13 protein-coding genes, 3 pseudogenes and 1 other annotated feature are annotated in these 14,446 nt (G+C 64.1%); of the genes and pseudogenes, 11 read left to right on the top strand and 5 right to left on the bottom strand.

Translation table 11 applies throughout. The features are described from left to right. Window positions 1-74: 74 nt before the first annotated feature. Window positions 75-1,261, bottom strand: a pseudogene (locus MTR65_RS03115) (IS3 family transposase). Then, window positions 909-1,034, bottom strand: a sequence feature (AL1L pseudoknot). It overlaps the preceding pseudogene by 126 nt. A gap of 138 nt (window positions 1,262-1,399) precedes the next feature. Between MTR65_RS03115 and MTR65_RS20300 the strand changes: the two are divergent. From MTR65_RS20300 to MTR65_RS03100, 3 genes and pseudogenes are all read left to right on the top strand, one after another. Then, window positions 1,400-1,543 (top strand): annotated as a pseudogene (locus MTR65_RS20300) (hypothetical protein); the annotation flags it as partial. A 193-nt stretch (window positions 1,544-1,736) separates the two neighbouring features. Beyond that, window positions 1,737-2,780, top strand: coding sequence for a recombinase family protein (locus MTR65_RS03105; RefSeq protein ID WP_327194311.1), 1,044 nt, complete (start codon window positions 1,737-1,739; stop codon window positions 2,778-2,780). Between the two features lie 59 nt (window positions 2,781-2,839). Next, window positions 2,840-3,700, top strand: a complete 861-nt coding sequence (locus MTR65_RS03100) for a helix-turn-helix domain-containing protein (RefSeq protein ID WP_243796939.1) — start codon at window positions 2,840-2,842, stop codon at window positions 3,698-3,700. Window positions 3,701-4,016: 316 nt separating this feature from the next. On the opposite strand, the pseudogene MTR65_RS03095 reads toward MTR65_RS03100, so the two are convergent. Continuing rightward, window positions 4,017-4,376, bottom strand: a pseudogene (locus tag MTR65_RS03095) (transposase family protein); the annotation flags it as partial. Between the two features lie 93 nt (window positions 4,377-4,469). Here MTR65_RS03095 and MTR65_RS03090 point away from each other — a divergent pair. Next, entirely contained in the window at window positions 4,470-5,498 is a 1,029-nt protein-coding gene (locus MTR65_RS03090) for an acyltransferase family protein (RefSeq protein ID WP_243796937.1), read from the top strand. 175 nt (window positions 5,499-5,673) lie between these two features. Here MTR65_RS03090 and MTR65_RS03085 read toward each other — a convergent pair whose 3' ends face one another. The 3 genes from MTR65_RS03085 to MTR65_RS03075 form a co-directional block, all read right to left on the bottom strand. Beyond that, entirely contained in the window at window positions 5,674-6,486 is an 813-nt protein-coding gene (locus tag MTR65_RS03085; protein WP_243796935.1) for a DNA adenine methylase, read from the bottom strand. Window positions 6,487-6,637: 151 nt separating this feature from the next. Further along, window positions 6,638-7,687 (bottom strand): phage portal protein, encoded by a 1,050-nt coding sequence (locus tag MTR65_RS03080; protein WP_243796932.1) that lies wholly within the window; start codon window positions 7,685-7,687, stop codon window positions 6,638-6,640. Then, window positions 7,684-9,552, bottom strand: coding sequence for a terminase large subunit domain-containing protein (locus tag MTR65_RS03075; protein ID WP_472977678.1), 1,869 nt, complete (start codon window positions 9,550-9,552; stop codon window positions 7,684-7,686). The genes MTR65_RS03080 and MTR65_RS03075 overlap by 4 nt, the downstream gene beginning before the upstream one ends. 176 nt (window positions 9,553-9,728) lie before the next feature. Between MTR65_RS03075 and MTR65_RS03070 the strand changes: the two genes are divergently transcribed. The 7 genes from MTR65_RS03070 to MTR65_RS03040 all read left to right on the top strand — a co-directional run bounded on the left by MTR65_RS03070 (window position 9,729) and on the right by MTR65_RS03040 (window position 14,425). Then, a complete protein-coding gene (locus MTR65_RS03070; protein WP_243796930.1) occupies window positions 9,729-10,589 on the top strand; it encodes a GPO family capsid scaffolding protein in 861 nt (286 codons plus the stop codon). 48 nt (window positions 10,590-10,637) lie between these two features. Further along, a complete protein-coding gene (locus MTR65_RS03065; RefSeq protein WP_243796927.1) occupies window positions 10,638-11,672 on the top strand; it encodes a phage major capsid protein, P2 family in 1,035 nt (344 codons plus the stop codon). A gap of 124 nt (window positions 11,673-11,796) precedes the next feature. Then, window positions 11,797-12,660 carry a phage terminase small subunit gene (gpM, locus tag MTR65_RS03060; RefSeq protein WP_243796924.1) on the top strand — a complete coding sequence of 288 codons (864 nt, stop codon included), beginning with the start codon at window positions 11,797-11,799 and terminating at the stop codon, window positions 12,658-12,660. Between the two features lie 107 nt (window positions 12,661-12,767). Further along, the gene (locus MTR65_RS03055; RefSeq protein WP_243796922.1) at window positions 12,768-13,241 is read left to right on the top strand and encodes a head completion/stabilization protein; all 474 of its coding nucleotides are present in this window, start codon (window positions 12,768-12,770) and stop codon (window positions 13,239-13,241) included. Beyond that, window positions 13,241-13,459 (top strand): tail protein X, encoded by a 219-nt coding sequence (locus tag MTR65_RS03050; RefSeq protein ID WP_243796919.1) that lies wholly within the window; start codon window positions 13,241-13,243, stop codon window positions 13,457-13,459. Before MTR65_RS03055 ends, MTR65_RS03050 begins: the two co-directional genes overlap by 1 nt. 4 nt (window positions 13,460-13,463) lie before the next feature. Continuing rightward, a complete protein-coding gene (locus MTR65_RS03045) occupies window positions 13,464-13,958 on the top strand; it encodes a phage tail protein (protein WP_243796916.1) in 495 nt (164 codons plus the stop codon). 2 nt (window positions 13,959-13,960) lie between these two features. Beyond that, on the top strand, window positions 13,961-14,425 hold the full coding sequence (locus MTR65_RS03040) for a phage virion morphogenesis protein (RefSeq protein WP_243796914.1): 465 nt from the start codon (window positions 13,961-13,963) through the stop codon (window positions 14,423-14,425). Window positions 14,426-14,446 lie beyond the last annotated feature (21 nt).

Below are 14,446 nucleotides of genomic sequence, written 5' to 3'. Positions count from 1 at the left end.
TCGACAACCAGAATTGTGCGCCTCAACCAAGGCCTGAAGCGCCCCGGGGTTTTCCGGAGGCAGTTTGGTTTGAGTCAGGCGACCATATCGAGGGTTTCGAGGGCCGCATAGTAGTTCGCTTCGGCCTCGGCGGGCGGGATGTAGCCGATAGGGCCGAAGAGGCGGTGGTTGTTGAACCAATCCACCCAGCGCAATGTCGCCATTTCCACCGCAGATACGCTTGGCCAGGAACGCTGGCACCAGATGACCTCAGCCTTGTAGAGACCGGTGATCGTCTCGGCCAAGGCGTTGTCATAAGAGTCGCCGACGCTCCGGACCGAGGGGACGAGATTGGCTTCGGCAAGGCGCTGTGTGTAGTTCATGGCGAGATATTGAACGCCTCTGTCGCTGTGAAGGATCAGGCCATCATCCGGGCCCGGGCCGGCGGGCATGGATGGCTTGCTCCAGGGCATCGAGGACAAAGCCGGCCATGGCCGACGTGCTGACCTTCCAGCCTACGATCCGTCGCGAATAAGCATCGATCACGAAGGCGACATAGACGAAGCCGACCCAGGAAAGGACGTACGTAAAATCGACAACCCACAAGGCATTGGGCCGCGAGACGCAGAACTCCCTATTGACCTTGTCCAGTGGGCATGGCGCCTTGGGATCGCTGATGTTTGTCACCGCCATCTTGCCTCGCCGTATGCCGGCAAGCCCCATGCTGCGCATGAGGCGCTCGAAGGTACACTTGGCAACTGCGAAGCCTTCGCGGCGTAGCTGATGCCAGACCTTGCGCGCCCCATAGAGGCTGTGGCTGTCCTTATAGACGCGTTTGATCTGACGGTAGATCTCTTCGTCCCGACGCGCACACTCGGGTCGCCTGGACGGATCAAACAGGCGTGAAGCATGTTCGTGATAGGAGGACGGGGCGACTGCCAGCTCTCGGCAGATTGGCTCGATACCCAGGTCCTGGCGATGGGCGTCTATGAACGCCATCATCATCTCTCGCGGCGCCAGTGGTTCAGGCTCGCTCCGCCATCGCAAAATATGCAGACGCCTTGCGGAGGATCTCGTTGGCCCAACGGAGTTCCTTCACTTCACGTTCGAAAGCCTTGATCCTGGCCTTCTCATCGGCCGCAAGCGCCGCTGGCCCCACTCGTCGGCTCGCCTCCTCGCGGCACCAGCGGCGCAGCGTCTCGGCCGTGCAGCCAATCTTGGCGGTAATCGAAGACATCGCCTCCCACTCCGAACCGTAATCGGCGCGATGTTCGCCAACCATACGCACTGCACGATCGCGGATCTCAGGTGATAACTAGTCCGGGCTCTGCTCAAAACGAAAGCTCCTTCTCATAAATCGGAGCCTCCGCAAAACCCCGGGCACTTCAAGGGCAAGTTCGACCTGATCGTGACCGAGGCCATGGACCGCCTCTCGCGCGACGTCGCCGACATTGCCCAGTTCCACAAGATCGCGCAGTTCCAGAACGTCTCCATCCACGGTGTCCACGACGGCGGCGACGCTGACACCATGCGTATCGCCCTCGGCGGCCTGATGAGCCAAATGTTCCGCGAAGGGAACGCACAGAAGGTCAAGCGCGGCATGCAGGGGCTCATCAAGGCCGGCATGTCCGCCGGGGGCCACGCTATGGCTATCGCGCCGTGCCAGGCGAGACCGGGATGCTGGAGATCGTCGAGGACGAGGCACGCATCGTGCGCAGGGTCTTCAAGGAGGTTGCGGAAGGGAAGTCCCCAGCGCGATCTGCTACGACCTGATCCAGGACGTGGTGCCCGGCCCACGCGGCAAGCTCTGGCAGCCCAGCAGCCTCAACGGCATGGCTTCGCGCGGCGCAGGCATCATCCGCAACCGCCTCTACATCGGCGAGCTCGTCTGGAACAAAGTGCGCATGGTCAAGGACCCGCAGACCGGCCGGCGTGTCTCCCGCCCCAATCCCGAGAGCGAATGGCACCACGCGCCAATGCCGGAGCTACGCATCGTCTCGGATGAAGAGTTCTACGCGGCGCACGCAGCGATCCGCCAGATAAAAAGTCCCGAGAACCCGAACAAGGCCAAGCGCCCCACCCGCTTCCTGTCCGGCCTCCTCAAGTGCGGAGCCTGCGGTTCCGGCATGTCGGTCAAAGGAATGGACAAGGCGAGCCGGCAGCGCATCAACTGCTCGGCACACAAGAACAGCCGATCGTGCCCGGCCCCGCACACCTTCTACCTGGACCTGATCGAAGAGCTCGCGCTGCAGCTCGTGACCCAGCACTTGAACAACCCGGACGAGCTGATGACCTTCGCGAAGGCCTACGAGGCTGAGCGCAAGGCGCTACTTCGTAACCAGTTCGCGGAGAAGGACGAGCTCGACAAGCGGCTCATCAAGATCGAGAAGGACATAAGATCGACGATAGACTTCTTGATTGAGGGCATCGGAGACAAGCATGAGCTCGGAGCACGCACAAACGAACTCGCCGCCGAGAAGGCCGCTATCAGGGAGAGGCTCGCCCAGATCACCGCAAGTGAGCCTAAGGTCACTTTGATGCCTGCCACGGTCGAGAAGTACGCAAAGGCCCTCAAGGAGGGACGCCTAGACAAGTGCCCGGAGCCAGTGCGCATGTTCCGAGACGTAATAACCGAAGTCGTCGTCTCGCATGACGCAAACGCGCCGTATAAGCTGCATGTGAAGGTAAATGGCCACTATGGGCAGTTCACTGCTGAGACCGCTAGTAAGGCCACAAATAGTGCTGTGGGCCTTACGGTGGTAGCGGAGGAGGGACTCGAACCCCCGACACGCGGATTATGATATCATCATAAACACCTGACTTAAATGCATTTTTCCGCCAAGCGCGGAAATACCCCCCCTTGAAAAATCAATGGCTTACAAGCGAAACGCCAAACGAAAATTCGCAGCAGACGACTAGCTCTAAGCGCGCGGGCGAAGCGACCTGGCGCCGAAGCTATGACATCCAGGATCCCCGCGCCCAGGTCTCGACGATCTACTGGGAACGCACCACGAAGAACGAGAACGCGCTTCGCTTCTTCGACACCTTCTCGAAGACAGTCACACGCTATGCCAGCCACATTCGCGAGAACGGCAAGCAGCTGCCGATCTCCATGAACGCGCGCGCTGTGCTGGATGCCCTGCTCGGCTGCATGGACGGCAAAACTGGGCGCTGCGACCCCAGCCTCGACACAATCGCCAAGCGCTGCCATCTTTCGCGCCGGACTGTGGTCAGGCAGCTCCATGCCCTCCGTGACCAGAACATCATCAACTGGGTCCGCCGGACGATGAAGACCGGCAACGCCCCGGGCGAAGGCCCGCGGCTCCAGCAGACCAGCAACGCCTACTTCATCGACATGATTAAGCTTCCCATCGAGATCGTAAGGACATTACGTCAGAAGCTTGGTTCGAAGCTCAGAGAGGTGAATAAGCACATGGAAGGATCGGGCCCAGTCCCCTCCCGCATGGCCACCAAGGCAGAGCGCATGGTCAAAGTCCTTACCGGGTCATTCTCTACTGGTGGCCGGGAAGAACGTGCTCATCGCCGCGCTCTAGCTGCCGATTCAGCCGATGATCGCCTCGCGCGAATGTATGGCGACGACCTCGATGCGCTACGTGAACACCAGGAAATGCTCAACACATCGTCTGGTCCTAGTGCGAGTGCCAAGCTGGCATTGTACCCCCTGTCCAGAACTAGAAGAGAAAAGGACAGAGGACGCTGACGCGCCCTCTGGCGCTAAATTTGTTGTTGCCCATAGCCCGAAAGGGCCAATCACTCCCCCAGCGAAGCGCCAAACGAACCGGCGCGCGGGGGCGGCTGCGCCGCCCGGGGCATCCGAGGGGCAAGGAGCAAAAGCCGTGCCAAGAAGTGGCCGTCTGCGTAGACCGATATTGTGCGTAATGCTGCCCTGAGGCCCAATCGGCACCTCACCCCGCAGAAATTAGCCACAAACCGCACATTCCAATGTGCGCAATAGGCTAACCCCATGCGTAATATCCGCCCCAAAAGCGTGGAGGCGAGGCGTGGGGGCAGTGGCGGCGTGTGGGGCCTTCGACCTTCTTGTCCGCGTCATATCCACTGGGGCCGCCCCCTCTCGGTCGTTTGCACGCCCTGGCTATCGATGATGCCCGCATTGGGAGAGGCTGCGCGCCTCTCGATTTCTCGCAGGCTCATGACCAGCAGCGTGCGCATAACCTCAATCAATCCCGCGTTACGCCAGGCCGAGAAGTAGCGCCAAACCGTCGAGTTTGCGCATATTCGTACTGCGACGCCGCCCCTCCGTGTTTTACCGGGAAAATCAACGACGCCACCAGCGCCCACTCCCTATCCATCATGCCGCTTGGATACCGCAGTCCTTTGCGGCTATGTTCCTCTTGATTAATGCCAGTCCATGCCATTAAGCACTCCCTCTCCCACGAGGACGGCGCCAACTATAAAACGGTGACATTGGTCAACAATTCTCGTGTGTAAATCTAAGGCGGGGGCACAACATGACGGCGAAACCCATTATCAAACAGCTGCACGGGTTGCGCGGCGTGGCAGCTATGAGCGTAGTATGTGGCCATTTCTCGCCCATCCCCACAGTTCCTGCGATCGGCGTGGTTCTGTTCTTCATCATCAGCGGCTTTTTGATCGGCAAGCTCTACTTGGAGAAGGACTTCACCTTCTCCAGCGTGTGGACCTACGCGGTCGGAAGGTTCGCTCGCGTTTACCCCCTGTTCGCGCTGGTGGTGATCTCGGTCGGGCTGCTGAACTATCTGGAGCCATCCGCCGATATTTTCGCCCTTAGCGCGGACCAGATCGTGCCGCACCTGCTGCTTGCCGGGGCCGGGCACACAATCTGGACTATCTCGTCCGAGTTCCAGTTCTACGCCTTCTTCGTGCTGATCTGGTATGCCTACGCTAAGGCCCGGTTGCCCGCGATGACAATTCTGGTGCCGCTGCTGATAGCCGCAATTGGCGTGGCGCTCTGGCTCGGTACTTCCGCAGGACGGATCAACCTATTCGGCTACCTTCCCATCTTCGTACTCGGCCTGATCACTGCTCGCGTGACGGACAACCCTCCCGAAGTGCTTAAGCGCTGGGCAAGTGCTGCACTGGTCATCGCCGGCCTCTGCTATGCCGTCGCTTTTTTCGCCGTGCCATTCATCTACGATCCGCGATGGATATACGTGGATCCCATTTCTATCCTGATCTGTGCCACCATCTTGGGAGCGTGCATCATGGCGGGGGATTGCTTGATCAACCGTGTACTGAGCACCAGAGTGCTGGTCTGGCTGGGCGAGATCTCGTTCAGCATCTACCTGCTCCACCGCGTTGCGCAGTGGCTTACCGAGCACACGCTGGGCAATACTTTGTCAGATCGCTACACCACACCGATCATGATCGCGTTGACCATAGGCATGGCTGAGGTGACCAACCGTTTTGTAGAGAAGCCCGCGCGGGCCTTCCTGGTTGGGGTTGGTCGAAAGATCCAAGCGGCCATCGTGCCCCAGGAGCAAGCGCCGGCGTCGAGCTGAGCGATAGGGCGCGGGCCAAGGCATTAGCCTTGCAACCTATCCAGCGTCGCGGTGAACAGCGCGATGCGTGCCTGTGCCTACGCCTTGTACTGCTCGATCCATTCCACTGCTGCTGCGAGATCGTCGGCATTCGCCCCACGGCGGGCCGCGCCACGCGCAGCCCGCCCCTTTGCGATCAGTTTGTGATGATCACCTCACCCACACGCTTGGCCTTGTCCGCACCGCCGATCGTGTAGGTGAGCTCCTCCTCCCGGAAGTCAAAGTCCGCGAAGATCCGGCGCACGTCCGAGTGGTCGTTCAGCGAGAGTACGAACCGGCCACGCAGATTGCGCAGCTGCTGCGCCATCAGCTCGAACTGCTCGCGGCCGAACAGATCCCGACCATAATCGCCCTCGCAGCCATAGTAGGGAGGATCGAGGTAGAAGAGCGTGCCCGGCCGGTCGTAGCGCGTGATGAAGTCCGACCAGGGCAGCCTCTCGATCACCACACCGGCCAGGCGCTCGTGCACCGCCTCGATCATGGGTGCGAGCTTGGTCACGTCGAAACGCGCGGGCGTCTCGGGTGATACGCCAAAGCCGCGGCCCCTCACCTTCCCGCCGAACGCCAGGCGCTGCAGATAGAGGAAGCGAGCCGAGCGCTGCAGGTCCGTCAGCGAGGACGGCTCCATCGCCAGCAGCTTTTCGAAGCCTGCGCGACTCGTGATCTGCCAGCGCAGCATGTCGAGGAACGCCACGTAGTGGTGCTGGATTACCCGAAAGAAGGTGGAGACGTCCTCGGACCAGTCGTTGATGACCTCGGACCTGGCCCGCTGGTCGCGGCGCAAGAAGACGCCGCCCATGCCCACGAAGACCTCGGCATAGGTGCGATGCTCGATCGAGTTGATCAGCGCGACCAGGCGCTTGGCCAGCTGGCGCTTGCCCCCGATGTAGGGCGCGAGAGGGCGCACCGGATCGACCGGCGTGAGTGAGAATTCAGGAGTCGACAACACGATACATGTTCCATATTTGTCCCCGCGCCGAGTCGGCAGGCGGGATGGTCTCCGAGGCGGGACCGATCGGGATCATGACGAGCTGTGATCGTCGGACTTTGGGCGTTGGCGCGCCCGGTCCCCCGCCTACCGGCGGGCGATTTATCAGATGTCAGGTGGCCGGGGTGAGCGGCATGGCCAGCGCGGGCCGCTCGAAGCGCAGCGCCTCCACGCCCAGCCAGTCGTTGACCTCGCGCATGCGCTCCTGGATCGGCACGATCTCGGCCTCGTAGAAAATCGCGGCGGCATCCTTCACATTGCCAAAGCCTGCCGTGTTCTTGGGCACGACAGCGATCAACTGGGGCGGCACGCGGTGTGCGGCCATCAGGTCCTCGGCCGTCACCTGCTTGATGTTGAGGAATTCGTCCTTCGCGCCCACCTCGGCGATCGGCAGGAGGCGGATCGCGTCCGCCTTGCCCTTGGGCGAGTGGATGAACAGGTTCTTGAAGTTGCCCTGCCCCTTGGCCCCGCGCAGCGCCTTGCGGATCGCGCTGGCGCCCTCCTCGCTGATCCCCTCATCGCCCAGGTACAAGATGAAGCCCGCGTGGCTGCCGTTGTTGTAGTAGCGACGCCGGAAGATCGTGGCCGCCTCGTTGAGCAGACCCGACTGCAGTGCCGAGAGGTATTCGGGCATCCCATAGATCTCCTGCATGGGATCAGGCTCGAGCAGCTGGTGCACGCGGCCGCGCGGCATCTCGGTCGCGTCGTGATAGGACCAGGCGCGCGGCACCCACCAGAACTGCCCCGGCTCCAGCCCGCGCCGCATGTAGGCGGCCGGAAGCGGCTTCAGCGCCAGCGGCGCGCCCCGGCGGTTGTCGACGCGCTCCAGATAGGCGTTGCCCATCACCAGCCAGTCCAGCGCCCAGCGCGCGAAGTCGCTGCGTGAGAGCATGGCCGTGGGCAGGTAGCTCGCGGCCAGCAGGTTGCGCTTGAACAGGATCGAGCTCTGGTGCTGCGGGCTCATCCGATAGGCGCGGCCCAGGCCCTGGGGCGACACCGGCGGCTCGTACCAGCGATTGTTGTGCGCCACCTCGAACAGGTCGAAGATGGCGCCTGCATCCAGCACGCTCTCCGGTTCGCCGAACGTGAAGGCTTCCGCCCCCGCGCTCGCGCCTGCCTGCATCTGGTCAGCCTTCGCCTTAGCGGGCAGCGTCTCGCTCATTCGTAGATCTCCACTGTGGTCGTGCCGCCCGGCGCTTCGGTGATGTCCAGGGGCTCGAAGAAAAGGGCGTGCATGGTCGCAAAGGCGAGGTCGGCATGGCCCACGCCGCCGCTGCGGCTCGCGACGTAGGAGACGCCGTGTTTCGTCACCTCAGGCTTGATCGCCATGAAGGCGGACATCATGTCCTGCCAGGCCGCGTCGAACTCCAGGCGCCCGGCGCTGATCACGTTCTTGGCCTTCAGCACCATGCTCGACTTGATCTGCACGTTGTAATGGTAGGCGGTGACGGTCGGGAACCACTTGCGCACCAGCTGCTCAACCGCCTTGCCCGCGCCGGTCGTGTCGATGCCGATGCGGGTCACGTTGTACTTGCCGCACATCAGCTTGATCGCCTTGGCCTGGGCATCAAACTGCAGGCCCTTGAGGCGCTGCTTTTCGAGGATGCGGAACTTGCCGCCCGGCTTCGTCGGCGCGGCCACGGCCACCAGCGCGGCATCGTCGCCGGTACCGCTCTCGCTGGCGTTGGGATCGTAGCCCAGCCACACTTCGCCCGCGTAGGGACGCAGGGCATAGGGCTGGTAGTCCGCGTGCCAGGTATCCCAGCTATCCACCATGCACCGGCGCATCATGGCAAAGGGGAACATGGAGAGGCTGTCGTCCAGGAACAGGCAGCGGAACAGGTTGTCAAACTCGTCCGCGGCGTATTCCAGCTGCAGCTCGTCAACGTTGACGAGGTTGAAGCCGCCTTCGATCGCATCGAACACGGTCACGATCTGGCGCCAGATCCCGTCCTTGCCCACCTGCCCGACCTTGAGCGTACGATGGCTGATGTCGATCTTCAGGCGGTCCTTGCGCGCGCGCCGCTTGTTGACGCGCTCGCCGGTCCACATCGGGTAAGCTTCGTGCCCCAAGGTGGAAGGCGTGGAGAACAGCGTGCGCGTGAACTGCTTGTGCGTGGCAATGGCCGATGCGACCTTGAACAGCTCCTCGAAGCCGTAGATCCAAAAGCACTCGTCGATGACGACGTCGCCGGTATAGCCCTGCGCGGTGCGGTAGTTCGTGCCCAGGAAGTAGAGCGTCACCGCCTCCAGCGGCGCGCCGTCCTCGTCCTCGCCGCGCTGCAGGACCATGGGATCGCCCTTCAGCTCGATCCCGCAGACCTTCTGCACCCACTGGACGATGTAGTTGCGAAAGATGTTCGCCTGGGCGCGGCTTGCCGAGATGAAGATCTGGTTCTTGCCGGTTTCCAGCGCGACCAGCAGGCGCTCGCGGGCGAAATACCAGGTCGCGCCGATCTGACGGCTCTTCAGGATCATGCGCGTGCGCTGCGAGACGCTGGCCTGCCAGCCCTCCTGGTGGCCGAACAGCCCGGCCTCAAGGTCCGCGCGCAGCTGGGCGACATGCTCGCGCGTCAGAAGGTTCTTCGCCTTCTCCTTCTTCTTGTTGGTCGAACGGGCCGGGTTCGCGCGCGCCGGGTTCAGGTCCGCCTCGGTACCGCCATCGCAATACCGCGCGATGCGCGCCATACGTTCGAACTGGCGGCCGAGCAGGTCGATCTCCTTGAAGTCCTGGCCGGTCTTCTTGTCCTTCGCCATCAGCCTCAGATACCGCTCCAGCGTACCTTCCTCGGCGCGCTGGATGGCGGGCGCATCGTCCCACTTGTGGCGGCTCTTCCAGCTGGCGACCGTGGTGTAGGCCAGGTCCAGCTCTTCGGCGATCTGGCTCAGCGTCCAGCCCTGCCAGTACAGCGATCGCGCCTTCGTGCGCTTCGCCACGATCGCGGGCATGGAGGCAGGCTCGGACGCGAATGCACCGCCCCCTTCCTTCGCTGCTTGGTCGCTGATCGTGTCCTGTTTTTCGGTCATGGCGCGCACGCTAGGGGCGAAATGGGGGGCGAACTAAGCCCCCCTCCTTGTGAGGCGCAGCGCCACAACGCGCCCGCGTTGAATTAGGCCGCGTGAGCCTGTCCTTTGGCGATCAGCAAAACCCGGCACCGCCTGAAAACGGTCGCCCCAAGCCCAAGGACCGAAAGGCAAACCCGATGCCCCTGACCCGTTATTTCCGCGTTGCCGTCGAGGGCGCGACCACCGATGGCCGCGAGATCCAGCGCCAGTGGCTGCTCGACGCGGCCGAGACCTACGATCCCGAAACCTACACCGCGCTCGTCAACATGGAGCACGTGCGTGGTCTGGGCGCCGAGGGCAGTTTCGGCAACTACGGGCAGGTGACCGGCCTTCGCACCGAGAACGTCACGCTCAAGATCGGCGGCGAGCCGGTCCAGCGCCTTGGCCTCTTTGCCCAGGTCGACGCGCTCGACACGCTGGTGGCGGTCAAGGACCGCGGCCAGAAGCTGTTCTCCTCGATCGAGATCAACCCGAACTTCGCAGGAACCGGCAAAGCCTACATGGTCGGCCTGGCCGTCACCGACAGCCCGGCCTCGCTCGGCACCGAACTGCTGACCTTCGCCGCGCAGCAGGGCGACAACAACCCGCTCGCCCACCGCAAGAAGGACAAGGGCAACCTGTTCACCGCGACCGAGGAAGCCGAGATCGAGCTGGAGGAGGAAGGCGCATCGAGCGCCGCCGATCCCACCGGCATCTTTGCCTCGCTCAAGGGTTTCCTGGACCGCTTCACCGTCACGCCCCCGGTCGCCCCGGTTACACCGCCCGCCCAGGGCGAAGCCAATACCGCCGCGTCCCCGGACCTTGCCGCCTTCGCGGCCAGCTTCGGCCAGCTCCTCACCGCGATCGAGGCCGACCGCAAAGACACGGCGGCCAGGTTCACGAAGCTGACGGCCGACCTCGCCACCCTCACGTCCGAGATAGAAAACACGCCCGCCCATGGCTTCACCCAACGTGAGCCGGCCACCGGCGGCAAGAACGCCCAGCGCACCGACTGCTGACCTGCCCCCTTCCCTGCCCGCGCCTCTCCAGCCTGAAAGACAGACCCCATGAAGAATGCCACCCGCGTCAAATTCGCGACGATGGTCAGCCAGATCGCCTTGCTCAACGGCATCGATCCCGCTGTTGCCGCCTCGGCCAAGTTCACCGTCGAACCCTCCGTCCAGCAGACGCTCGAGCAGCGCATGCAGGAATCGAGCGACTTCCTCAGCCGCATCAACATCGAACCCGTCGACGAGATCATGGGCGAACTGCTGGGCCTGGGCATCGGCAGCACCATCGCCGGGCGCACCAACACCAGCGCGGGCACGCGCCGCACCGGCATCGATCCCAGCGCCATGGACGAGCGCAGCTACACCTGCGTCCAGACCAACTTCGACGTCGCGCTCAAGTACGCCAAGATCGACAAGTGGGCCAAGTTCCCCAACTTCGAGACGCTCTGGCGCGACAACAACCTGCGCCGTCAGGCCCTCGATCGCATCCTCATCGGCTTCAACGGCACCTCGGCCGCCGCGCAGACCGATCGCACTGCGAACCCACTCCTTCAGGACGTCAACATCGGGTGGCTCGAGAAGATGCGCGTGGAGAACGAAGAGCGCGTTCTGGCCGAAGTGATCGAGGGCTCGGGCAAGGTGACCTATGGCGAAGGCGGAGACTACGCCACGCTCGATGCGCTGGTCTGGGACGCCAAGGAATCGCTTCTGGCCGAATGGGCCAAGAACGACACCGAGCTTGTCGTCTTCGTGTCCGGTGACCTCCTGCACGACAAGTACTTCCCGATGGTCAACCAGGACCAGGCGCCGACCGAGCAGCAGGCTCGCGATGTCATCATGTCGACCAAGCGCCTGGGCGGTCTTCCGGCCGTGCGCGTGCCGGGCTTCCCCAACGGGACGGTGTTCATCACGCGCTACGACAACCTCTCGATCTATTACCAGGACGGCAAGCGCCGCCGCCTCCTGAAGGACGAGCCGGAACTCGACCAGGTCACCGACTACCAGTCCTCGAACGAGGCGTATGTGATCGAGGACCTCGAATACGCCTGCCTCGTCGAGAACATCGCCCAGGCCGAAGCTCCCCCCGAATAACCGGCCCTCTTGAGACAAAAGGCGGCCGGTCCCCTAACGCGCCGCCTTCCCTGCCCCCGCCCGGTTTCTCCCTCCCCCGGGCGGGGCAGGTTCCCCACCTTTCACGCGCAAAGGATCGCCCGCCATGCTCTCCCCCGCCCAGCGCCACCGCCAGCGCACCCTCGCAGCCAGCACGGTCCGCGCCGACATCCCCCGCCCCGGAACATCGGGCGCGAAGTGGACTTCCGGCCCCCTCCCCATGCCCGAGACCGGTCCGGTCGCCAGCGAATACCAGCTCCTGCTCGCCGCCCTCGGCCTCGACCTTGCCTCCCTGCGCGAAATCCAGTCGACCGAGCGCAAGATCGACGCCAAACGCGCGATGATCGAGAAGTACCGCGTCTGGGCGGACAGCGCGGCCACCGCCTGGCTGGCGGGCGACGTGCCCAGCACCCAGGACGAGATCGTCGCGACCATGGCCGTCTGGGCCATCGACATCCAGGACTGGCCCTTCGCCATGAAGCTCGCCCGCACGCTGCTGGGCGGCCACCTCGCGCTCCCTGAACGCTACAAGCGCACTCCCGCCACCCTCATCGCCGAGGAAGTGGCCGAAGCCGCCATCGCCAACGTGGAAGACGTCCCTCTCGACGTCCTGCAGGAGGTCGAGGACCTGGTCGCGGGCGAAGACATCTTCGACCAGGTGCGCGCCAAGCTGGAAAAGGCCCTGGGCCTCGCCTTCGCCCACTGCGCGGACACCTTCGATGCCACCGCCCCCAGCGCCACCGCTGGAGGCCAGGGCGGCCTTCTCACCGCTTCCATCGGCCACTTCACCCGCGCCATCGAACTGCACGACAGCTGCGGCGCGAAGACGCTTCTGCGCACCGCCGAAGGCAAGCTGAAGAAGCTCGCCGACGCAAAGGCCGCGCAGGACAAGGCCGACGCCGAAGCCGAGCAGGCCCAGGCGGACAATGCCCCGCCCACCGAAACCGATCCGGCCACCCCGGCCCCATAACAGCTGCGCCACCGCGCCGGGGGGCGGAACAGGCAAGGCGCGGCCAGAAGGCCAAAGCCAACGCCTGATCCCCACCCCCCACTTTTTACCTTGCAGGAGCCGCCCCCGTGCCCTTTGCCGCACTCCCTCCCTCGCCCGCTTCGCCGCCTAACAGCGTGATCGAAGGCGATGGCTGGTGGCCGGATGTGGACCTGAACGCGATGCGCGATGCCCTGCGCCTCACCACGATGGTCACGCACGCCCGCCTCGTCGGCGCCCTCGAAGGCGGCGTGATCAGCGTGACCGGCGAACTGGAGGCCTGGCGTGCAGCCCAGCAAAGCGAAGGCGCCACCAGCCTCGCCGATGTCGCGCCCACCCGCCGTATCGCCGGGCAGCACCGCCTCACCCTGCTCTACACCCGCGCCGTGCGCTTCGCCGCCGCGGCTGAGCTCGCCGAACTGCACCGCGATCTCACCGCCACCCAGGACGGCCAGGCCCGCGCCGACACCGAGGAAACGACCGCCCAGGAATACCTGCGCCTCTCCACCCTCGCCATCCGCGACATTCTCGCCGTGCCGCGTACCGCCGTGGAGCTGATCTGATGACCTCCACCGTCACCGCCCGCCAGGGGGACACACTGGACGCCATTTGCTGGCGCGAACTGGGCACCACGTCCGGCGGCGTGGTCGAACAGGCGCTTGCCCTGAACCCGGACCTGATCGCCCTGGGCACCCGCGTCCCCGAAGGCGCGGCGGTCATCCTGCCCGATCCCCCGGCCACCAGCGCCCCCACCCTCGAAACCGTCAACCTCTGGGACTGACCTTGTGAAGAAGCCCGCCTTGCTGCGCGCCGCGATCGCGGCCACCCTCCCCGCCCTAGCCCGCGATGCCGATCGCCTGGTCATGTGGGTGGAACGCGGCGCGGTGCGCGCGACACAGGGGCCTCAGCGCGGCTTCGCCTGGGAATACGACCTGATCATCGTCGCGGAGAACTACACGCTCCCGCCCGAAGATCTCTTCTTCGCCGTGACCGACTGGATGCGTCTCCACCAGCCTGACGTGCTCCAGCCAGACGCCGCAGGCTTCCCGTTCGAAGTCGACGTGATCGATGATCGCGCCTTTGACGTGAAGATCACCCTGCCCTTGCGCGAAGTGGTCACCGCTACCCCCTCCGAGGGGGGCTGGAGCCTCGAAGTGCAGGGAGAGCCGGTCCACTTCCCCGACGCGGCCCTCCTGCGCCCTGAAGGCGCCCCACTGGCTTCTGTCTGGGCACAGGACAGCGAAGTCCTCTTCCAGGTTGCCCCCGACCAGGACGCCTGACCGTGGCCGTCGAATTTGCCGAGCTCGAGCAATTCCTCGAAGCCTACCGCGAACGCATGAACCCGGCAGAGCGCCGCAAGGCCTCGCGCAAGCTCGGGCAGGAAATCCGCAAGCTCAACGCCCAGCGCATCGCCCGCAACGTGGAACCCGATGGCTCCCCCATGCAGCCGCGCAAGCCCCGCATGGCCGATGGCGGCCGCCGCATTCGCGCGCAGCGCATGTTCCGCAAGCTGCGCCTCGCCAAGTCTTTCAAGGTGATGGCCAGCGAGGACGGCGTCTCGGTCGGTTTCATCGGAAACGTCGGGCAAACCGCCCGCGCGCACCACTACGGCCAGACGGATTTCGTAGGCCGTACCCTGGACGGCAAATCCGTCCGCGCGCGCTATCCCCGACGCCGACTGCTCGGCTTCGGCCCGGACGACCTGGAGCTGATCAACGAAGCGGCGATGAACCTGCTGGATCCTTGAGCGACAACGAGCACGACTGCG

This window comes from Novosphingobium mangrovi, assembly GCF_022818885.1.
In the GTDB taxonomy this organism is placed as follows: domain Bacteria; phylum Pseudomonadota; class Alphaproteobacteria; order Sphingomonadales; family Sphingomonadaceae; genus Novosphingobium; species Novosphingobium mangrovi.
The sequence above is the reverse complement of the archived record's forward strand: the minus strand, read 5'-3'. Positions and strand labels throughout refer to the sequence as shown.